The sequence below is a fragment of the Pseudomonas syringae KCTC 12500 genome (assembly GCF_000507185.2).
Taxonomy (GTDB): domain Bacteria; phylum Pseudomonadota; class Gammaproteobacteria; order Pseudomonadales; family Pseudomonadaceae; genus Aquipseudomonas; species Aquipseudomonas syringae.
Map to the genome: position 1 here is coordinate 5,145,165 of NZ_AYTM02000002.1, position 18,795 is coordinate 5,163,959.

Sequence of the window (18,795 nt, forward strand, 5' to 3'; positions counted from 1 at the left end):
AACAATGGCTCGGTTTGTGTTTCTGGGGGGATTCGTCGGTGGACCTTTTACAGTCGATGCAGGTGTTCGTGAAACTTGCCGAACTGGGCAGTTTTACCAAAGTGGCGGATGCCACGCAGGTCGGGCGTCCACATGTGACCCGGATCATTCAGGACCTTGAAGCATCATTGGATGTTCGACTGTTTCAACGTACGACCCGCAGCGTCAAACTCACTGCGGAAGGTCAGCGTTTTTACGAGCGAGTTAAGAACAATCTGGCTGATCTTGCCGAAACCACCTCCATGTTCGACCGAAACGGCTCGACGCTGCGGGGGCGGCTTCGGATCGATATTCCTGCGGCTTTCAGCCAGCGTAGTTTCATGGAAAGCCTGAAAGGATTTACTCGGGCATTCCCCGACATAGAGCTGGCGCTGGGGGTAACGGACCGCACGGTGGATCTGGTCGCAGAGGGTATCGACTGCGCACTGCGCATCGGAGAGCTGCCCGATTCAAGTCTGGTGGTCAGGGAAATAGGCAGGGCTACGATGGTGACCTGCGCCGCGCCTTCTTACCTGCAAGCTTTCGGCACACCCGAGACGCTGGACGAGCTGGCAGGCCATTGTGGTGTCAGTTTTCTGTCTGGCCAGAGCAACCGGCCTTTACCTTGGCATTTCTCGTTGAATGGCGACGATTTTGCTTTGCCACCGCGTGGCGGCATCACTGTCAACGAGTCCAATGCCTATGTGCAGTGCGGGCTTGCGGGGTTCGGTATTCTTCAGGCCCCGGGCATTGCGGTGGAGTCATTTCTGGCTAGCGGAGAGCTGGTCGAGGTACTTGAGAAATTTCGCCCGTTGCCGCGTCCGGTGTCTGTGCTGTATCCGAGCCGCACGCATCTGGCCCCACAGGTACAAGCATTCATCGCCTGGCTGAGAGAGCATTTTCCAAAGCTCCATCTTCGTTGGTTTGATGTGCGCTGAAACACGAGCAGCAGGGTAGAGAAGCGCCTCTTTGCAAGACGCTTCCGGGCAAGCGAGGTCAACCGCACCCAAGCGCCAATACCAGCCGCTCCAGTCCGATGCCAAACCCGGCACCCTCTCGATAGGCACCGCCGCCGACCACTTGTTGCTGCGCACCCAGGCGCGAACAACGTACCTCGAAGCCGTTGCCTTCCAGGTAGTAGCTCAGGCCCCGTTTCACGGCGGTATTGAGTTCATAGTCCAGGCCCAGCGAATCCAGAAAGCCTGTGCAGATGGCCTGGCTGCGCAGCAACGCTTGCTGCGGCGACGGGCCAAGGATCTCCAGTCCCAGCTGGGTGAATTCGCGGTAGCGTCCGGCTTGCGGGCGCTCGTAGCGATAACAGCGTGCCACGTAGAAAAACATTGCTTCACGTCGCCCCTCAAGCAGCGCTTCGCTGCGCTCCTGAAACAGCGCCGTGGCTTCGGGTATCAGGCAACAGGGGCGTCCGGCCTTGTCCTCGAAGGCCCACATCTGGCCGATGATTTCGCTGCCGCCGGCTTTTTCGATAAAGGTGTCCTGGCCCCATAAGGCCGGCACTATCGCTTCCTCAGCTCCGGCTTCGATGAAGATAGCTCCGGAAACGGTTTTCTGTGTCACGCAGGGTTGCTGCTTCTGTTCCGGTCACGATGCGGGTTCCGCGTAGCATGGTCATGGGTGATGATCTCCAGTTTTTTCAGGCAATAAAAAAGGCGCCATGGGCGCCTTGGTCGGTTTCACTGATGGGTCAGAACGTGGATCTATATCTGGCCAATCGATGAGCACAAGCAACCGCAGCACCTTGAAGCGGGCTGTGGTGGTGATGTCGGTTGCTTTGGGGAAATTGATTCATGGCTGATCCTTGCATGCTTTAACGCATCGCTCAAGTCGCGGTGTTGACAGACACGGTTTATCTGAGCCGCGCCATGCTCAAGGCATCGACGAACAGGCCATCGCGCACCGCGTAGTCGCGCAGTCGGCCCTCTGTTTCGAAACCGAATTTTCGATACAGACCCTGGGCTGCTTCGTTGTCGACATACACGGTCAACTCCACCCGGTGCAGGTTCATCCAGTTGTCTGCGATGTCCAGTGCGGTTGCCAGCAACTTCGAGCCGACGCCTTTGCCCTGCCAGGCCGACGCCACGCCCATACCGATAGCGCCGACATGGCTTTGTCGACTGCGCGAATACTGCTCCAGGCCAATGCTGCCTACCACCTCGTTGCCATGGAGCGCCACCAGTTTCACGTGTCGCTCGGTACTGGCAGCCAGGCGTTTGCGCCAGACTTCGATGGACTGATAGGGCATCTGCAACACCTGACGGCACACCGCAGGCTCGTTATAGAGTGCAGTGACACCTTCGAGGTGAATGTCGGCCATGCGCTGGATGAGGATTTGCGGGGCAGGGGCGTGCACGTTGATTCTTTCCTTGAATTGCATATCAGGCGTTCGTTCGAGGCACTTTGGCAGCGGATTATCCTCGCCGCAAGCAGCTAATATCGAGATTGGCGCCACAGTGACTCAAGAAGTAATGTATTTAAAACAGCCGAATTGAATGAGGGCCGCGACACCGCCATTCTGTTCGCACTCATCAAACAAGGAATGACCCTGCCAATGACGGAGCAAAAAATTTACGGTGTTGAAGGCGAGAGCGAGGACTTTCGTGTCGCGGTTGCCAGTGCGCAGCGCACGTTCAGATTCTTCTGGCGCGAGATGTCCTGGGAGCGTCGCCGAATTGTAAAAGCGCTGGACCTGGCTGCCGTAAAGGTGTCCTTCACGACTGACTCAGCCGATCCCGACAGCCCATCGGTTGAGAACATGTGGGTCACGGATGTCGATTTCGACGGCCTGACCCTCTCGGGCATTCTCATGAATGAGCCTGTGTGGGTGAGTTCGATAAATGCCGGGGACCCTGTGTCGGTTTCCCTGGACCGCTTGAATGACTGGGTCTATGTGTTTGGCGGTCGCGCATTCGGCGGTTTCACTATCGATGCCCTGCGGTCCGGCATGTCTGCGGCCGAGCGCGTCGAGCATGACCAGGCGTGGGGGTTGGACTTTGGTGAGGCGGGGACCGTTATGCTTGTTCCGCCAGCAGAGGGCAAGTCACCGGTCTGCTTTACGCGCGCACTGGACAGTGCATCGGATAAACGTGCCTTGAACAAGCTGGAGCGGCTTGAGCATCCGATGGGACTCAACGCACAGGGTGCCGTGGAAGAGGGCCTTCGGGATGATCCGGGTCTGGCCACTGACTACGACGACTCGGGCTGGCAAATGATCCATCGCGAAACCCTCGCCGGTAATTGCAATTTCGTTGCCACGCTTCTGTACATGGGGGCAGATTCTGCGGCGACCAACAGCAACGGCCATGACGTACTGACGCTTGCGCGTATCGCAGGATGGCCGAGAACCATCGAGCTGTTGGAGGGAGATTGTTCGAACCTTGAAAAGCACGTACAGCGTCGCGGTTTTCCAGCCTGGCCCATCGGGCTGACGATGGCGGTCATCGGGGTGGTCGGCCTTTATTTTGCTGCCTTGAGTCAGTCGACAGGTTCTCTGATTGTCAGAAACGACAGCCTCTTAAGCACTGGGCTTTTCATTGCTCTTGTCTGGTTCCTGGGGCAGGGTCTGATTCTCTGTACGGGCCCCTGGTATTTTCGACTCCGGGAGCGCACGCCGATATGGGGCAAGGCCAGAGCGCTGGATTTGCTGGCAATGCTTATCGGAGTATTGCTCGCTTTCTTCCTGCACGATCACTTGGGTAATTACCTGCATTCCCTTTAAAACGTCCCGCGGCAAAACAGAGCTATTGCTTCCATTTCTTCATAAGTGTACCGTTGTGTTCACTTATGAAGAGGGTCGCACCATGTTAGCCACTTCGCTCGTTCAGCTGTCGCAGGAGCCCATCAAGCCAGGCATTGGCGCGCGTGTTTTCAACGGCAAGCAGGACCTGCTGTCGGGGCGTTTTGCTGGGGAGATCCGGGAACTGCTGGAGCAGCGAGGGGTGCTGGTGTTCCCGCAGATTCATTTTTCCGATGCAGAGCAGATAGCCTTCACTCGCACGCTGGGTACGTTCTGCCCTGAACCCGGCGATGGGCAGAACATCACCCGGATCAGCCTGGATGTGAAAGAGAATCCGGCAGGCGCGGAGTTTCTCAAAGGTTCGCTCTACTGGCACATAGACGGTACGAGCAGCGATTCACCCATTCTGGCTTCACTGTTGTCCTGCAAGGTGCCGGCCAGTTGGGGAGGCAACACGGGTTTCTGTAACACTTACGCGGCGTATGAGGGGTTATCGAGCGCTGAGCAACAGCATTACGACGGTCTGCGCGTCATTCATGCCCCATGGGCATCGTTACTCTATTACAATCCGGAGCCTGGCCTTGCGATGCTCGAGGCCATGCAGGCTATCGGCGAGAAGGAGTTGCCGCTGGTCTGGAAGCACCGATCCGGTCGCAAGTCGCTGATTCTGGGCTGCACCGCGCAGCAAGTCGTTGGCCTCAGCCTGGCGCAAAGTGCGCGAATTCTGGTCGGCCTTCGCGAGTGGGCCACGTCCGAGGCGTTCAGTTACAGCCATGCGTGGCAGGTCGGTGATCTGGTGATCTGGGACAACACCGGCACCATGCACCGGGCCGAAGCCTATGACCCCGAGTGCGGGCGAATGATGCACCGCACCAAGTTGCAGGGCGAAGAGCCCTTCGCGTAATGCGACGACCGCGAGAGCCGGGTGACGCCCTGGCTTTTATACTGAGTGGCTCATCATGAGCCGGATCGTTTTGCCGGACTGGAGAAACGAGAATGTGCAGACCCAAAGAACCCATTGCGGGTATTTTTCTATTGTTGGTCCTGGCCGCTGGCGGTTGGGTGGCTCAGGAGCCATTTCCTCATTTCGGGATCGATCTGCCTGTCGAAGCCTTGCTGGACAGCGATCACCCTGCGACACCCGTTCCGCCCCGACATCGCATGCAACTCGACGAAGGCCAGTTCAGCAGCGCTTTGCTTGAGTCGATGCCCTTGTACGCGCTGGCAGAGCCGCCCGGCAGCCCGTGAGCTCGGGTCAGCTACCTTCGTTGATGTTGGCGAAGAAAATGCACCCGATCAATCGGGCGAACAGGGTCAGGGTTTCCGCCAGATCGGGGTCGTCAAACAGCGTCGTTCTGGAGTCCAGAGCGCATAACGCACCATACAGCTGTCCGTCGGGAAGGTAGATCGGCACGCCCGCATAGCTTTCGATGGCGTAGCGCTTCACAACTGGCAGGTTCGCATACCGGCCGTTCGTGCTGATCTGCGGCACGAACAGTGCCTGGGGATTGGTACAAAACTCGTTACAGAGTGTGGTCTCGAGTTCGAACACATCGCCGTCGTCCATACCCAGGTCAGTGGGGTCATAGACAGAACAGGCGATCCAGTCTGCGTCGGTAAATTTGGCGATACCAGCGAAGCGCATGCCTGTCAGGCGAGTGACAAGTCGCAGCACATTGGTCGTGGCCTCGATCTCGGCAATCGCAGCGCGCTCCTCGATGGTCAACAAGCTGCTTTTTGAGGCGATCAATTCCAGACTCATGCACTTCTCCAGAATACCCAAGTGTGGGTAACGGCCCATGCTAACTGACTGGAATGAAAATGCCATCGGGGTTGGTCGCGCCTGCGAGGATTTATTTTCAAGCGAAATATTGACGCCAGTTTTAAAGTTTGAAGCCTCGCTGCCGACATTTGTGGATTGTATAGCTAGCTGGCAAGGACAGGCCTCTTGTACTCCACTGATGACCAACGAAAGAGCGACTCCCTGTGATAAACACTCTGCGCAATATTTCTGTCAGGTCCAAGCTTGTGCTCGGGTTTGCTTTGGTCATCGTACTGACGGTGCTGATCGCGCTGACGGGTTGGACAGGCATCACCTCGCTGAGTGAACGAAGCGAGCGTATTTCCGACATCGGCAAGCTGAGCTCGCTCACGCGGGACGTCCGGATAGCCCGATTGGCTTATTCGGTCAACTATGACGCCGAGCGCGCCAGCAACTGGCTGAAAGCTTTCGAAAGTCTCGAAAATCATGTGAAGTACGCGCAGAAGGTGTTCGACTCCCCGTTGAATGTGCCGCTGGTCAATACTGCCGCAGACGCCTTGAAGGATTACCGTATCCACTACGACAACCTCATGCAGGCGACCGCTGCCCGTGAGGCTACCCGTTCGGTGTTTGGCCAGTATGCCGATGCAGGCGCTGACGATTTGCAAAAGCTCAACGCCATTGCCCGATCCGATGACGGCACTCCCGCACAGCGCGACGCCATCGTGCAGGCGATGACGCTGTTCCAGAAAATGCGCTTTGACTTGCGTGGCTACACCTATTCGCTGAAGCCGGAGAACCGTGCCCCAGCGGAAACATCGATGAATACGGTTATCGAATCGTTCAAAAATCTGCAAGGTTTCGATGGCCAGTCGGCGATCATCAAGCATCTTGTGGACTCGGTGATCAGCTATCAGAACACCTTGAATCAGTTCACCGCGGCGCAGGCCAGGATTGATCTGGCTCAGGCAGGCATCACCAAAGACATCGGCATTCTGTTTGAATGTGCTGACAAGCTGTCCGAGAACCAGGTCAACCTGAGAGTGGAAGATGTGAGTCAGGCCAAGATGCTGCTCTCTGTCTGGCTGATTGCAGCGTTGATCATGAGCGCCCTGGCGGCATGGATAATTACCAACCTTATCGTAGGCCCGCTGCGTGACACACTGAAACTGGCAGAGCGTGTCGCTGATGGTGACTTGACGAACAATCAGGTGATCACCCGCAAGGACGAACTGGGCCAGCTGCAGGGCAGCATGATGCGCATGACCGGCAACCTGCGCGAGCTTATTGGTGGCCTGCGCGACGGCGTGACACAAATCGCCAGTGCCGCCGAACAGTTGTCAGCCGTCACCGAGCAGACCAGCGCCGGCGTCAACAGCCAGAAGAGCGAAACCGATCAGGTCGCCACTGCGATGCACGAAATGTCTGCGACCGTTCAGGAAGTTGCACGCAACGCAGAGCAGGCGTCACATGCTGCGGTCAACGCATCGAAAGAAGCTCGCGAAGGCGACGGTGTGGTTTCCAAGGCAGTTGCTCAGATCGAGAAACTCGCGACTGAAGTCACGCATTCCAAGTCCGCGATGGACGAGCTCAAGAACGAAAGCAACAAGATTGGTGGTGTGCTGGATGTCATCAAGGCCGTTGCCGAGCAGACCAATCTGCTGGCCCTCAACGCTGCAATCGAAGCCGCGCGTGCGGGCGAAGCAGGCCGAGGCTTTGCGGTGGTGGCTGACGAAGTGAGAAGCCTGGCCCAGCGCACGCAGACGTCGACCGAAGAGATCGCGGCATTGATCAGCGGTCTGCATACCCGTACGGCGCAGGTGGCAACGATCCTCGACAACAGCCAGGCACTGACTGCAAACAGTGTCGAGCTGACACGCAATGCGGGTGTTTCCATCAATAACATGACTCAGGCAATCTCGACGATCGAGACGATGAACCATCAGATCGCCGCTGCCGCCGAAGAGCAGAGCGCCGTTGCCGAAGAGATCAATCGCAGTGTTCTTAATGTGCGAGACATCTCCGAACAGACGGCTTCCGCCAGTGAAGAGACTGCCGCGTCGAGCGTAGAGCTCGCTCGTCTGGGCGTGCATCTGCAGAGCCTGGTCAGTCGATTCCGGGTCTGACGTTCATTCCCGGTAAACCCCGGCGCGCACCGCACAGGCTGCGCGCCGGAGTCGACCCGCTAACCCTCCGGCGGTAAGCCTTTACCGCCCCCAAAGCCCCGTCGCGTACTCCACAAAACTTCTCAGTTTGGGCAGTCGATAGCGATCCTGTACATACAGCAGGTTTGTCGGTCGTCTGGGCAAATGGTAGTCGGGGAACAACGCAACCAGCCGGCCTTCCTGCAAGTCTCGCTGCACCAGCGCATCCGGAAGCATCACTACGCCCATGCCTGCACGAGCCGCCTGATAAAGACCGGCGGAAGTGTTGGCCACCATCGAACCGCTTACCTCCACCAGCACGTCGCCGTCGGCGCCAGTCATACGCCACTGTGTGCCGGCAGTGCGCCATTCGTCTCCCGCCGGGTAGGCGAACGCCAGGCAGTTATGCTGACGAAGATCCTCTGGATGCGTCGGCGTGCCGTGACGGGCCAGATAGTCCGGTGCGGCGCAGATGGTCAAGGTGTAATCCTGCAGGGGGCGAGCGATCAGTGGTGAGGATTCTGGAATGTTGCCCAGGCGAATGGCGACGTCAAAGCCATTGTCGATCATGTCCAGACGCTGATTGGTCAGCACCAGGTCGAGCTTGACCTCGGGAAAGCGTCGCGAAAATTCGACCAGAGCAGGCGCCAATACTTCCGAACCGAATGTCAGTGGCGCGGTGATGCGCAGTGTACCTGTGGGGTCGCCGTGGGCCTGCTCGGCCAACTGCTCGGACTCGGCCACCAGCCCCAGCACCTCGAGGCAACGCTCGTAATACGCGGTACCGAATTCCGTCAATCGCTGACGGCGTGTGGTGCGCTGCAACAGGCTGACGCCCAGGCGTTCCTCCAGTGCGCGCAAGTGATTGCCCACCATGGTGGTGGAAATCGAACACGCTTGCGCCGCTGCCGTCAGGCTGCCTGCCTCGACCACTTTCACGTACACGCGCATTGCCTGAAACAAATCCATTATCAATCTCAGCTTTAAAATGATTGAAGTATTTCGCTGTTTATCCATTTGGGGTGGTTAACGATACTGCAAAAACCGAAACATACCCAAGGAGCTTCACCTCATGACCGCCACCTGCCTGATGAGCACTTACCAACCTTTGGCCCTGAGTTTCACCCATGGTCTGGGCACACGTCTGTGGGACCAGGGCGGGCGCGAGTACCTGGACGCCGTGGCAGGCGTGGCTGTGACCAACGTGGGGCACTCGCATCCACTGCTGGTCGAGGCGATTCGTGATCAGGCGGGCCTGCTGTTGCACACGTCCAATCTGTACACCGTCGACTGGCAGAAGCGCCTTGCGCAGAAACTGACGGCCTTGTCGGGGCTGGACGCGGTGTTTTTCAACAATTCCGGTGCCGAGGCCAACGAGACGGCGCTCAAGCTGGCGCGTCTGCATGGCTGGCACAAGGACATCGAACGGCCCTTGGTCGTGGTCATGGAAAACGCCTTTCACGGCCGCACATTGGGCACACTGTCGGCCAGCGACGGGCCGGCCGTACGCCTGGGTTTCAGTACCTTGCCCGGCGATTACATCAAGGTGCCATTTGGCGATCTGGCGGCGTTCGACAAGGTTTGCACGACCTATGGGCATCGGATCTGCGCCGTGCTGGTCGAGCCGATTCAGGGCGAGGGCGGCGCGCAGATGGCACCGGCCGGGTATCTCAAGGCCTTGAGAGAGCGTTGCACGCGGCGTGACTGGCTGTTGATGCTCGACGAAATCCAGACCGGGATGGGCCGGACCGGCAAGTGGTTTGCCTTTCAGCATGAGGGTATCGTCCCGGACGTCATGACCCTGGCCAAGGGGCTGGGCAACGGCATACCGATCGGTGCCTGCCTGGCGCGGGGCAGGGCGGCGCAACTGTTCACGCCCGGCAGCCACGGCAGTACCTTCGGCGGTAATCCGCTGGCCTGCCGGGTCGGCTGCACGGTGATCGATATCATCGAACAACAGGCGCTGGTGGCAAACGCCGCACTGCAAGGCCGGCAGTTGCTGGCCGGGCTGCGCAATGCACTGGGTGCTCACCCGAACGTGCTGGACGTTCGTGGCCAGGGTTTGATGATCGGTATCGAACTGCGCCAGGCGATACCTGAACTGACACGCATTGCAGCCGAGCAACATGGCCTGCTGATCAATGTCACTCGGGGCAAAATCATCCGCCTGTTGCCGCCCTTGGTGCTGGACGCCGCGGAAGTGGCGCAGATTGTCCAAGGCCTGGCGGCGAGCCTCGACAGCGCCTGTGATCGTTCGTTTGTACGCTCGGCCTGACGCAACGGATTAAGGAAAAGGACTACATCGGGCTGTACCGGGATGACCCATATGCGGTAGAACAGACCAGCATCGTGTCGGTCTGTACGCGATGGCTACCCAATGGATTTGAAAGGAGCCCACCATGTTAATCCGGTCCCTGACCCTCGCCACCCTGTTTGTCGCTGCCGGTACAGCGCTTGCCGCTGACAACGACGGCCCTCTGGCACAGGAGCGCGGCAAGTCGCGTCCCTTGATCATCATCGCTCCCAGCACCATAGATCCGGTGCTGGTCAAGCTCAAGAAGTCACTGGATGAGCCTGCCAACCGTGAGGCCTTTGCACAGCGCAATATGGTGTTGTTCACAGTGGTCAACACCATGGGCGAGCGCGACGGCAAAAGCATGGACCCGCAGTCGACCATGGCATTGATCCGTGAGCTTAAGCTCGGGGCGGGGGCGGGGACCAAGGTCATTCTGGTGGGCAAGGACGGCGAGAAAAAGGTCGATAAGACTCTCAAAAATCCGGAATCGCTAGACCCCAAGGAAATCTTCGCCACTATCGATCAGATGCCGATGCGCGAGCAGGAAGCCGCAGCACCTGCTCCCGAGCCGCCAGCCAAACCTGCGCCGGCCGAAAAACCGGGCAAGCCGGTCAAGGGCGGGGCGCCTGGCAAGACGCTGGACGACTGAGTGAACGGCGTGGCGCGCGGCGATAGCGCGCTGCGCCTGATGTGTTGCTCAGTTCATTCGCCGCGAATGTACTGCTCGAGCTGTTGAATGAGGCTAGCCTGTTCTGCAATGGCTTCCTTGACCAGATCACCGATGGACAGCAGGCCCAGCAACTGTCCGCCTTCCACGACCGGCAGGTGGCGCAGGTGGCTGTCGGTCATGATGCCCATGCACGCCTCGACGCTGCGCTGCGAGTCGACAGTGATCACATTGCTGCTCATGATGTCCCTCACCGGTGTACCCACCGACGAGCGCCCCTTGAGGACCACCTTGCGCGCATAGTCACGTTCGCTGATGACGCCGACCACCACGTTGCCCTCGACTACCGGCAGCGCACCGATGTTCTTTTCAGCCATTAACTTGAGTGCTTCGAGCACCATCTGATCCGGTCCGATGGTATGCACTTGCTGGTTCTGCAGGTCTTTCAATTTCAGTAGCTGGGCGACGGTTTTCATGGGGCTCTCCGTGATCGGGACCTGGATGGCTGTAGTGCATTGCCAGAACCACTACAGAATCATCCAGCACGCAGAAACGAGCAAGCAGTAAATAAGGATCACGGGAATAGGAGGAATCAATTATCCGCGCCCTCAATGTGCCGTTAATTCGCCTGTCAGGCGCGCCTTTGGCCTCATAGCCAAGTAGAATCATTCGTTTCACCGGGCGGTCGAGGTAACAGCGTTGGATGTACAGCAGGGCTTTATCCTGAGTCGGCACTGGCAAGACACGCCCGCCGGGACCGAGGTCGACTTCTGGTTGGCCACCGATCAGGGCCCGCGCCATATCCGCCTGCCTTGCCAGCCCTCGGTTGCCTTTATTCCCGCCGATCAGGGCGAGCGAGCCCGATCGTTGTTGCGTAGCGAGCGTGGCGTGGAGCTGCGCCCGCTGGAACTCTGTGATTTCCGTCACCGCCCGGTGCTGGGTGTTTACTGCCAGCAGCACCGCCAGTTGATGAATATCGAAAAGCTGCTGCGCAGGGGCAATGTAGACGTCTACGAAGCGGACATTCGACCGCCAGAACGCTACCTGATGGAGCGCTTCATCACTGCGCCGGTGCAGTTTGGCGGCACGCCGGATGCCGATGGCGTGCTCTGCAACGCGCAGATCAAGCCGGCACCCGATTACCGTCCCAACCTGAAGCTGGTCTCGCTGGATATCGAAACAACGGCCCGCGGCGAGTTGTATTCGATTGCGCTGGAGGGCTGTGGTCAGCGCCAGGTCTACATGCTGGGCCCGGTCAATGGTGGCGACGAGGCGCTGGATTTTCAGCTCGACTATTGCGATACCCGCGCGCAGTTGCTCGAGCGCCTTAACGAGTGGCTGGCGCTGCACGACCCTGACGCGATTATCGGCTGGAACGTTATCCAGTTCGATTTGCGCGTGCTGCATGAGCATGCCCAGCGCCTGCAAGTGCCATTAAGGCTCGGGCGTGGTGGTGAAGCGATGGGTTGGCGTGAGCACGGCAGTCGCAACAACCATTTTTTTGCCGACGTGAGCGGCCGGCTGATCATCGACGGAATCGAGGCGCTGCGCTCGGCGACCTGGAGTTTTCCGTCGTTCAGCCTTGAATACGTCGCGCAGACCCTGCTGGGCGAAGGCAAGGCTATCGACACGCCTTATCAGCGCATGGACGAAATCAACCGCATGTTCGCCGAGGACAAGCCGGCGCTGGCACGTTACAACATCAAGGACTGCGAACTGGTTACGCGCATCTTTGCCAAGACCCAATTGCTGACTTTTCTGCTCGAGCGCGCCACGGTCACCGGCCTGCCTGCCGATCGCAGTGGTGGTTCGGTTGCGGCGTTCTGCCATTTGTATATCCCGCTGATGCATCGCCAGGGTTTCGTTGCGCCCAACCTGGGCGAGCGCCTGCCGGAGGCCAGCCCTGGCGGTTTTGTCATGGATTCCCAGCCAGGGCTGTATGAGTCGGTGCTGGTGCTGGACTACAAAAGCCTTTATCCGTCGATCATTCGTACTTTTCTGATTGATCCAGTGGGTTTGATCGAAGGCCTTAGGCATCCTGCGGACAGCGAGTCGGTGCCAGGCTTTCGCGGCGCGCGCTTTTCGCGCACCCGTCACAGCCTGCCAGCCATTGTCGAGCGCGTGTGGCAGGGGCGGGAAGCCGCCAAGCGCGACAAGAATGCGCCCTTGTCCCAGGCGTTGAAAATCATCATGAATGCCTTCTACGGTGTGTTGGGTTCGAGCGGCTGCCGTTTTTTCGATCCGCGCCTGGCTTCATCGATCACCCTGCGCGGGCATGAAATCATGCTCAAGACCCGCGACCTCATTCAGGCGCAGGGCTACACCGTGATCTACGGCGATACCGACTCGACATTCGTCTGGCTGGGTCGCCCTCATGGGCAGGAAGAGGCAGCAAGCATCGGCAAGGCGCTGGTGCAGCAGGTCAACCAGTGGTGGCGCGAGCACTTGCACGCCGAGTACGGTTTGCACAGTGCCCTTGAGCTGCAATACGAAACGCATTTTCGGCGCTTCCTGATGCCCACCGTGCGCGGTGCGGAGGAGGGCAGCAAGAAGCGTTATGCCGGTCTGGTGACCCGTGCTGACGGTTTCGAAGAGATGATCTACAAGGGCCTCGAAACCGTACGCACCGACTGGTCGCCGCTGGCTCAGCGGTTTCAGCAGGAGCTGTACCTGCGGATCTTCAAGCGTCAGCCGTATCAGGATTATGTGCGTGACTACGTGCAGCGCACCCTTTCAGGCGAGCTGGATGACCTGTTGATCTACCGCAAGCGCTTGCGTCGCAAGCTCGATGACTACCAGCGTAACGTGCCGCCCCATGTGCGCGCCGCGCGGCTGGCCGATGAATACAACGACCAGCAGGGCCGACCGCGTCAGTATCAGAGTGGCGGCTGGATCAGCTACGTGATGACCGCCGCCGGGCCGGAGCCGCTGGAAATTCGTCACGCCCCGATTGACTACGATCACTACGTGACTCGTCAATTGCAACCGCTGGCAGATGCCATCCTGCCCTTCGTGGACGACGATTTCAGCACCCTGATTGGTGGGCAGTTAGGGCTGTTCTAGCGCGAAACCAGCTGCTCAGCGAGCCACGGCAATACCTGCTCGCAGGACGCCTCGATTTTCATTTCAAGCAGTTCGTCGGCCCGGGTCTTGCCATGGTTGATGGCGATGACCGGCTTGCCCTGTTCGGCCATGGCCTTGCACAGGCGAAATGCCGACCAGGCCATCAGCGAGGTGCCGACCACCAGCAGACCTTCGGCCTCCTCGACACTCTGCGTAGCCTTGGCAGCGGTCTGCGCGGCGACGTTTTCGCCGAAGAACACCACGTCGGGCTTGAGCTTGTCGCCTTCACAGTGCGGGCAGTTGGGCACCTTGAAGCTGGCCTCGAAAGCCGGGTCGAGCAGGGTGTCGCCGTCCGGTGCCTGTGTTGCGTGGACGCCGATCAGATAAGGGTTTTGCTCCAGCATCTGCTCTTGAATGGCTGCCCGCTCGCTGCGCTGTTGGCAATCCAGACACAGTACCCGGTGCAGACTGCCGTGCAGCTCAATGACGTCCCGACTGCCGGCTTGCGCATGCAGTGCGTCGACGTTCTGGGTGATCAGTCCCGTGATAGTGTCTTTAGCCTGCAGCGCAGCCAGGGCCCGGTGCGCAGCATTGGCCTGTGCCGCGCGTATCCGCGGCCAGCCGAGCATAGCGCGTGCCCAGTAGCGCTGGCGCGCTGCAGGGTTGCCGAGAAATTCCTGATACATCATCGGCTGCTTGCCGCGCCGCACGCCATCCTTGTCGCGGTAGTCCGGAATGCCGGAAGCGGTGCTGATGCCTGCGCCGGTCACCACCAGAAACGGTTTGTCGGCCATCGTCTGGCATAGCGTGTCGAGCAGATGTCGGGTTGGGCTGTCGAGCATGTTTGAACCTCGGGTGGCCTGCCTCTTGTGACGGGTCACATTATCATCTGGCGTGCAGGCAGCGTCGCGGATGCCACAGCTGTGAGCCGCCGTGGCAGAGGTTGGTTCAATCGCGGGTCCTGGCAGCGGATCGCTACGTCGTCGGTCAGGGCACTGTGCTCCGACGCGAGGGGCGTGTGTCCGTAACGGGCAGGTGAGGAGGGCTCTGTCCCTCGCGCTCAGTCCTTCAGCGCAATCTTCTTGCCGCGTCTGGCGGCGATGTCGCTAGCCTGGCCATCACGCTGCTTGCCGGTGCGGGCTTGGGTGATGAGGGCCGGAATCAGCGGGCCTTCCGGCAGGTTCTTCCAGAATCGCGAAGGGAAGTGGCCTTCCATGACCTTGGGGTTCAGGCGCGCAGGATTGAAGATGTGGCTATAGTAGGTCAGCCACAGTTCGCCATGCGGGTCTTCCACCTGCCTGGCCATGGTCTGCCAGGCTTGCGGGCAGCGTCGCTCATGAATCAGTTGTTGGCCGTCGTAATACACGCCGTCCTGAGGCGTTGCGATCATCCAGCGGTGCTGACCCATGCGGCCGATGAAATGCTCGCTGGCACTGAGCAGAATATCGTGCGCCGGTTCGTGCCAGGCCACGTACTGCGGGCGCATCAGGGCTTCGTCGTCAGCCACGGACGGCAGCGCGACAAACCGCAGGAAGGCGTGCAGATGATGGGCCTCGCGCCTTACCGATTTAAGGCGGCGATGCAATTCACTGCCGAGCCTGTCACCGGCCATCATCGCCGTGCGATCCCCATGGGTAACGCGCCACAAGACTTCGTACAGCAGGCTCCAGCGCTGATCGCCCCGGTAACGCGAGGCGCTTTCCAGCAGTTGCACCAGCTCCAGCGGAACCCGTGCCTGAAACGGCCCGGCTTCTTTGGGGTAGTCTTCCTCACTGCCAAACAGATCGGCGGCATCCGGCGACTTCCAGCTGACCTGACTGGGGTCGATTTCGTGACTCAACAGCCAGCGCGCCTGTTGCCGCCAGGTGACGAACAGGTCGTCGCAGTCGAGGCAGATCATCCCCACAGGCCCATTTGCTGAGGCTGAGGCCGGTCGCGCAACTGGTGATGCAGGAACTCGCTGGTGGTTTCCGCGTGCGGCGGGTGGTAATCACTGGTAATGATGAACGGCTTGGCCTTGGCCAGTATGCAGCGCATGCGGGTGAGGTCTTCGTAGCGGATGCGCCGTTGTCTGCGCAACTCGACCAGCCGCTGCGTGGTGCGGATGCCAATGCCCGGCACCCTGGCGATCAGTGCCGGGTCGGCCTGGTTCAGATCCAGGGGGAAAACCTGTCGGTTGCCCAGCGCCCAGGCCAGTTTGGGGTCGATGTCCAGCGCCAGATCACCGGGGCCGTCGAGCAGTTCACCGGCAGTGAAACCATAGCCGCGCAGCAGAAAGTCAGCCTGATACAGGCGATGCTCGCGCATCAGGGGCGGTGCCGCGAGCGGAACGCTGTTGGGGCTGTTGGGTATCGGGCTGAACGCAGAGTAATAGACCCGGCGCAGCTTGAAGTTGCTGTACAGCGACTGCGCGCTGTGCAGGATAGTGCTGTCGTCGGTGGCATCGGCACCGACAATCATCTGCGTGCTCTGCCCGGCAGGCGCAAAGCGCGGCGAGCGAGGCTCGTTGCGCACCGTTTGCTCGCCGGTGTAAATCGTCTGCATGGCTTGCTTGATCGACGCGACGTCTTTTTCCGGTGCGAGGGTCTGCAGGCTCAGGTCGGTCGGCAGCTCGATATTGACGCTGAGGCGGTCGGCATAACGACCAGCCTTTTCGATCAGCGCAGGATCGGCGTCAGGGATGGTCTTGAGGTGGATGTAGCCGCGAAACTCATGCACCTCGCGCAACAGCCGGGCGACTTCGACGAGTTGCTCCATGGTGTAGTCCGCAGAGCGAATGATCCCGGAACTCAAAAACAGCCCGCTCACGCAATTGCGGCGATAGAAGTCCAGCGTCAGCGTGACCACTTCTTCGGGAGTGAAGCGCGCACGGGGCACATCGCTGGAGCGACGGTTGACGCAGTATTGGCAGTCGTAAAGACAGAAGTTGGTCAGCAGAATCTTCAGCAGCGACACGCAACGCCCGTCCGGCGTGTAGCTGTGGCAGATGCCCATGCCATTGGTAGAGCCGAGCCCGGACTTGTCCTGCGAGCTGCGCTTGGGTGCTCCACTGCTGGCGCACGACGCATCGTACTTGGCGGCGTCTGCCAGAATGCTGAGCTTGTCGATAAGCTGCATGAAGTGCCCCTTGACTGTTTGTATATACAGTATAGGGGTGCGTGCAGTGTCACAAGTACCGCACGGCGGAGTTCTGCGAGGCGATGCCGAATCGGATCCGTCCCGGCGTTTATCTGCACGACTGGAAAGCAAGGTGCCAGCATGAACGTTATTTAATAACACTTGCACGTTTGGTATGTAATACTGTAACAAATAGTTGCGGGTTATTTTTACTTGAAAAATCCTTCTGACGCTTCGACAGCAAGCGCTTCGATAGCAGGCTCCGTGCTGGCCCAGGCGGCCTGGAAGCGGGTCCTGTTTTCCCTGGCGATACTGACATTGCTCTGGCTGGCCATTGGCTGGTCGGTGGCAGTTCCATGAGTGCCGCCATCGCTCTGGAAAACCTTACGGTGGCGTATGAACGCCGTCCGGCCGTGCACCACATCAGCGGGCGCTTCGAGGCCGGTAGCCTGACCGCTATCGTCGGGCCTAACGGCGCGGGCAAATCGACGCTGATCAAGGCCATCGCCGGAACCATGAAGCCTGCTCAGGGACGCGTCGACCGGGGGCGTCTTGCAACCCGCACGATAGGCTATCTGCCGCAGGCCGCGGAAATCGATCGCAGCTTTCCACTGAGTGTCGCCGATACCGTTTCGATGGGCGCCTGGCACAGTATCGGTCCGTTCCGCAGTCTGACGCGCAATCATGCGCGTCTGACCGGCGAGGCGCTGATGACCGTCGGCCTTGAGGGGTTCGAAGGGCGTAGCGTGGGCTCGCTGTCATCGGGTCAGTTTCAGCGGGTGCTGTTCGCCCGACTGCTGTTGCAGGACGCTTCGGTGATCCTCCTGGATGAGCCGTTCACCGCCATCGACGCGCGCACCACGCGTGATTTGTTGCAGCTGGTGCGTGCCTGGCACGGGCAGGGGCGCACGGTGATTGCCGTATTGCACGATATCGAACAGGTCCGTCAGCACTTCCCGCAAACCTTGCTGATGGCTCGCGAAGCCATCGCCTGGGGCGAGACAGCGCAAGTGCTCAGCGTTGCCAACCTGCGCAAGGCGCGCAACATGGCTGAGTACTGGAGCCCGGATGCCTTGTTGTGTGATGCCGAGGACGACGCATGATGCTCTATAGCCTGGTGGTTGAGCCGTTTATCGAATTCGGTTTCATGCGTCGCGCGCTGGTGGCGTGTCTGGCTCTGGGCATCGGCTCGGGACCGGTCGGCGTGCTGTTGATGTTGCGGCGCATGAGCCTGGTGGGCGATGCGATGAGCCACGCGGTGCTGCCGGGCGCAGCGGTGGGCTTCATGGTCGCCGGGCTGTCGTTGCCGGCAATGGGGTTCGGCGGCCTGATCGCCGGGCTGGCAGTGGCCTTGCTGTCCGGTCTGGTGAGTCGACTGACCTCGTTACGCGAAGACGCCAGCTTTGCCAGCTTCTATCTGACCTCGCTGGCCACCGGGGTGCTGATTGTTTCGCTGCACGGCTCCAGCGTCGATCTGCTGCACGTGCTGTTCGGCACCATTCTGGCCATTGATGACACCGCTATTTACATGGTCGGCAGCATTGCCTCCTTCACCCTGATCCTGCTGGCGATCATCTATCGGCCGCTGGTGCTGGAGTGCTTCGATCCGGGCTTTCTGCGCGCGGTCGGCGGGCGCGGCTCGCTGTACCACGTTCTGTTTCTGCTGCTGGTGGTGCTCAACCTGGTCGCAGGCTTTCAGGCGCTGGGCACGCTGATGGCGGTGGGCATGATGATGCTGCCGGCAACCGCCGCACGTTTCTGGACCAACTCGCTGAGTGGCTTGATGGTGATTTCGACGCTGCTGGCGACCTTGTCCGGGCTGATCGGGCTGATCGTTTCCTACCACCTAGGCGTCGCCTCGGGGCCGGCCATCGTGCTCACGGCCAGTGCGTTCTACGGCATCTCCCTGTTGTTCGGGCGCACGGGCATCGTGCGTCGGCTGTTCCCCAAACCTCACCTGGCTCACTGAAAAGGTAC

The 18,795-nt window shown here is 59.7% G+C and carries 18 protein-coding genes and 2 pseudogenes; 12 read left to right on the top strand and 8 right to left on the bottom strand.

Annotated features, from left to right (window positions below):
• The first annotated feature begins 56 nt into the window (after window positions 1–56).
• Window positions 57–956 carry a LysR family transcriptional regulator gene (locus V476_RS23025; RefSeq protein WP_024959794.1) on the top strand — a complete coding sequence of 300 codons (900 nt, stop codon included), beginning with the start codon at window positions 57–59 and terminating at the stop codon, window positions 954–956.
• Between the two features lie 58 nt (window positions 957–1,014).
• Here the strand turns inward: V476_RS23025 and V476_RS23030 are convergent, their stop codons facing one another.
• Both V476_RS23030 and V476_RS23035 read right to left on the bottom strand, forming a co-directional pair.
• On the bottom strand, window positions 1,015–1,593 hold the full coding sequence (locus V476_RS23030; RefSeq protein WP_024684113.1) for an ATP phosphoribosyltransferase regulatory subunit: 579 nt from the start codon (window positions 1,591–1,593) through the stop codon (window positions 1,015–1,017).
• A 289-nt stretch (window positions 1,594–1,882) separates the two neighbouring features.
• Window positions 1,883–2,386, bottom strand: a complete 504-nt coding sequence (locus V476_RS23035) for a GNAT family N-acetyltransferase (protein ID WP_024959795.1) — start codon at window positions 2,384–2,386, stop codon at window positions 1,883–1,885.
• 135 nt (window positions 2,387–2,521) lie between these two features.
• Between V476_RS23035 and V476_RS23040 the strand changes: the two genes are divergently transcribed.
• The 3 genes from V476_RS23040 (at window position 2,522) to V476_RS23050 (ending at window position 5,017) form a co-directional block, all read left to right on the top strand.
• Complete coding sequence (locus V476_RS23040) at window positions 2,522–3,751, top strand: YegJ family protein (protein ID WP_235810964.1); 1,230 nt, start codon at window positions 2,522–2,524, stop codon at window positions 3,749–3,751.
• An 82-nt stretch (window positions 3,752–3,833) separates the two neighbouring features.
• Window positions 3,834–4,673: a TauD/TfdA dioxygenase family protein gene (locus V476_RS23045; RefSeq protein WP_024959797.1), complete on the top strand. Its 840-nt coding sequence runs from the start codon at window positions 3,834–3,836 to the stop codon at window positions 4,671–4,673.
• A 92-nt stretch (window positions 4,674–4,765) separates the two neighbouring features.
• Window positions 4,766–5,017: a hypothetical protein gene (locus V476_RS23050; protein WP_003318372.1), complete on the top strand. Its 252-nt coding sequence runs from the start codon at window positions 4,766–4,768 to the stop codon at window positions 5,015–5,017.
• A 7-nt stretch (window positions 5,018–5,024) separates the two neighbouring features.
• On the opposite strand, the gene V476_RS23055 is transcribed toward V476_RS23050, so the two are convergent.
• Window positions 5,025–5,531, bottom strand: a complete 507-nt coding sequence (locus tag V476_RS23055) for a GAF domain-containing protein (protein ID WP_003318374.1) — start codon at window positions 5,529–5,531, stop codon at window positions 5,025–5,027.
• Window positions 5,532–5,755: 224 nt separating this feature from the next.
• Between V476_RS23055 and V476_RS29485 the strand changes: the two are divergent.
• Window positions 5,756–6,802, top strand: a pseudogene (locus V476_RS29485) (methyl-accepting chemotaxis protein); the annotation flags it as partial.
• A gap of 255 nt (window positions 6,803–7,057) precedes the next feature.
• A pseudogene (locus V476_RS29490) lies at window positions 7,058–7,657 on the top strand (methyl-accepting chemotaxis protein); the annotation flags it as partial.
• Window positions 7,658–7,738: 81 nt separating this feature from the next.
• Here the strand turns inward: V476_RS29490 and V476_RS23065 are convergent.
• Window positions 7,739–8,644: a LysR family transcriptional regulator gene (locus V476_RS23065; protein ID WP_003420933.1), complete on the bottom strand. Its 906-nt coding sequence runs from the start codon at window positions 8,642–8,644 to the stop codon at window positions 7,739–7,741.
• Between the two features lie 103 nt (window positions 8,645–8,747).
• Here V476_RS23065 and V476_RS23070 point away from each other — a divergent pair, with 103 nt between their 5' ends.
• Entirely contained in the window at window positions 8,748–9,950 is a 1,203-nt protein-coding gene (locus tag V476_RS23070; protein WP_024959798.1) for an aspartate aminotransferase family protein, read from the top strand.
• Between the two features lie 124 nt (window positions 9,951–10,074).
• On the top strand, window positions 10,075–10,620 hold the full coding sequence (locus tag V476_RS23075) for a DUF4174 domain-containing protein (RefSeq protein ID WP_003318380.1): 546 nt from the start codon (window positions 10,075–10,077) through the stop codon (window positions 10,618–10,620).
• Between the two features lie 53 nt (window positions 10,621–10,673).
• Here V476_RS23075 and V476_RS23080 read toward each other — a convergent pair whose 3' ends face one another.
• A complete protein-coding gene (locus V476_RS23080) occupies window positions 10,674–11,114 on the bottom strand; it encodes a CBS domain-containing protein (protein WP_024959799.1) in 441 nt (146 codons plus the stop codon).
• Window positions 11,115–11,337: 223 nt separating this feature from the next.
• Between V476_RS23080 and V476_RS23085 the strand changes: the two genes are divergently transcribed.
• Window positions 11,338–13,701, top strand: a complete 2,364-nt coding sequence (locus V476_RS23085; RefSeq protein ID WP_024959800.1) for a DNA polymerase II — start codon at window positions 11,338–11,340, stop codon at window positions 13,699–13,701.
• Here V476_RS23085 and V476_RS23090 read toward each other — a convergent pair.
• The 3 genes from V476_RS23090 to V476_RS23100 form a co-directional block, all read right to left on the bottom strand.
• On the bottom strand, window positions 13,698–14,543 hold the full coding sequence (locus V476_RS23090; RefSeq protein ID WP_024959801.1) for an NAD-dependent protein deacetylase: 846 nt from the start codon (window positions 14,541–14,543) through the stop codon (window positions 13,698–13,700). The two genes, V476_RS23085 and V476_RS23090, sit on opposite strands and share 4 nt — an antisense overlap.
• Before the next feature lie 218 nt (window positions 14,544–14,761).
• Complete coding sequence (locus tag V476_RS23095) at window positions 14,762–15,601, bottom strand: TIGR03915 family putative DNA repair protein (RefSeq protein WP_003348380.1); 840 nt, start codon at window positions 15,599–15,601, stop codon at window positions 14,762–14,764.
• Window positions 15,598–16,818 carry a putative DNA modification/repair radical SAM protein gene (locus tag V476_RS23100; RefSeq protein ID WP_003405604.1) on the bottom strand — a complete coding sequence of 407 codons (1,221 nt, stop codon included), beginning with the start codon at window positions 16,816–16,818 and terminating at the stop codon, window positions 15,598–15,600. Before V476_RS23100 ends, V476_RS23095 begins: the two co-directional genes overlap by 4 nt.
• Before the next feature lie 213 nt (window positions 16,819–17,031).
• Between V476_RS23100 and V476_RS28655 the strand changes: the two genes are divergently transcribed.
• The 3 genes from V476_RS28655 to V476_RS23110 are packed head-to-tail and all read left to right on the top strand — an operon-like array spanning window position 17,032 to window position 18,787.
• Window positions 17,032–17,178, top strand: a complete 147-nt coding sequence (locus tag V476_RS28655) for a hypothetical protein (RefSeq protein WP_154219799.1) — start codon at window positions 17,032–17,034, stop codon at window positions 17,176–17,178.
• On the top strand, window positions 17,175–17,921 hold the full coding sequence (gene aztA / locus V476_RS23105; protein WP_016568024.1) for a zinc ABC transporter ATP-binding protein AztA: 747 nt from the start codon (window positions 17,175–17,177) through the stop codon (window positions 17,919–17,921). The genes V476_RS28655 and aztA overlap by 4 nt, the downstream gene beginning before the upstream one ends.
• Window positions 17,918–18,787 (top strand): metal ABC transporter permease, encoded by an 870-nt coding sequence (locus V476_RS23110; RefSeq protein ID WP_024959802.1) that lies wholly within the window; start codon window positions 17,918–17,920, stop codon window positions 18,785–18,787. The genes aztA and V476_RS23110 overlap by 4 nt, the downstream gene beginning before the upstream one ends.
• Window positions 18,788–18,795: the final 8 nt, after the last annotated feature.

Coding starts and splice junctions, on each gene's coding strand:
- V476_RS23025 (WP_024959794.1), top strand. CDS start 57: ATGCAGGTGTTCGTGAAACTTGCCGAACTGGGCAGTTTTACCAAAGTG.
- V476_RS23045 (WP_024959797.1), top strand. CDS start 3,834: ATGTTAGCCACTTCGCTCGTTCAGCTGTCGCAGGAGCCCATCAAGCCA.
- V476_RS23050 (WP_003318372.1), top strand. CDS start 4,766: ATGTGCAGACCCAAAGAACCCATTGCGGGTATTTTTCTATTGTTGGTC.
- V476_RS23055 (WP_003318374.1), bottom strand. CDS start 5,531: ATGAGTCTGGAATTGATCGCCTCAAAAAGCAGCTTGTTGACCATCGAG.
- V476_RS23065 (WP_003420933.1), bottom strand. CDS start 8,644: ATGGATTTGTTTCAGGCAATGCGCGTGTACGTGAAAGTGGTCGAGGCA.
- V476_RS23070 (WP_024959798.1), top strand. CDS start 8,748: ATGACCGCCACCTGCCTGATGAGCACTTACCAACCTTTGGCCCTGAGT.
- V476_RS23075 (WP_003318380.1), top strand. CDS start 10,075: ATGTTAATCCGGTCCCTGACCCTCGCCACCCTGTTTGTCGCTGCCGGT.
- V476_RS23080 (WP_024959799.1), bottom strand. CDS start 11,114: ATGAAAACCGTCGCCCAGCTACTGAAATTGAAAGACCTGCAGAACCAG.
- V476_RS23090 (WP_024959801.1), bottom strand. CDS start 14,543: ATGCTCGACAGCCCAACCCGACATCTGCTCGACACGCTATGCCAGACG.
- V476_RS23095 (WP_003348380.1), bottom strand. CDS start 15,601: ATGATCTGCCTCGACTGCGACGACCTGTTCGTCACCTGGCGGCAACAG.
- V476_RS23100 (WP_003405604.1), bottom strand. CDS start 16,818: ATGCAGCTTATCGACAAGCTCAGCATTCTGGCAGACGCCGCCAAGTAC.
- aztA (WP_016568024.1), top strand. CDS start 17,175: ATGAGTGCCGCCATCGCTCTGGAAAACCTTACGGTGGCGTATGAACGC.
- V476_RS23110 (WP_024959802.1), top strand. CDS start 17,918: ATGATGCTCTATAGCCTGGTGGTTGAGCCGTTTATCGAATTCGGTTTC.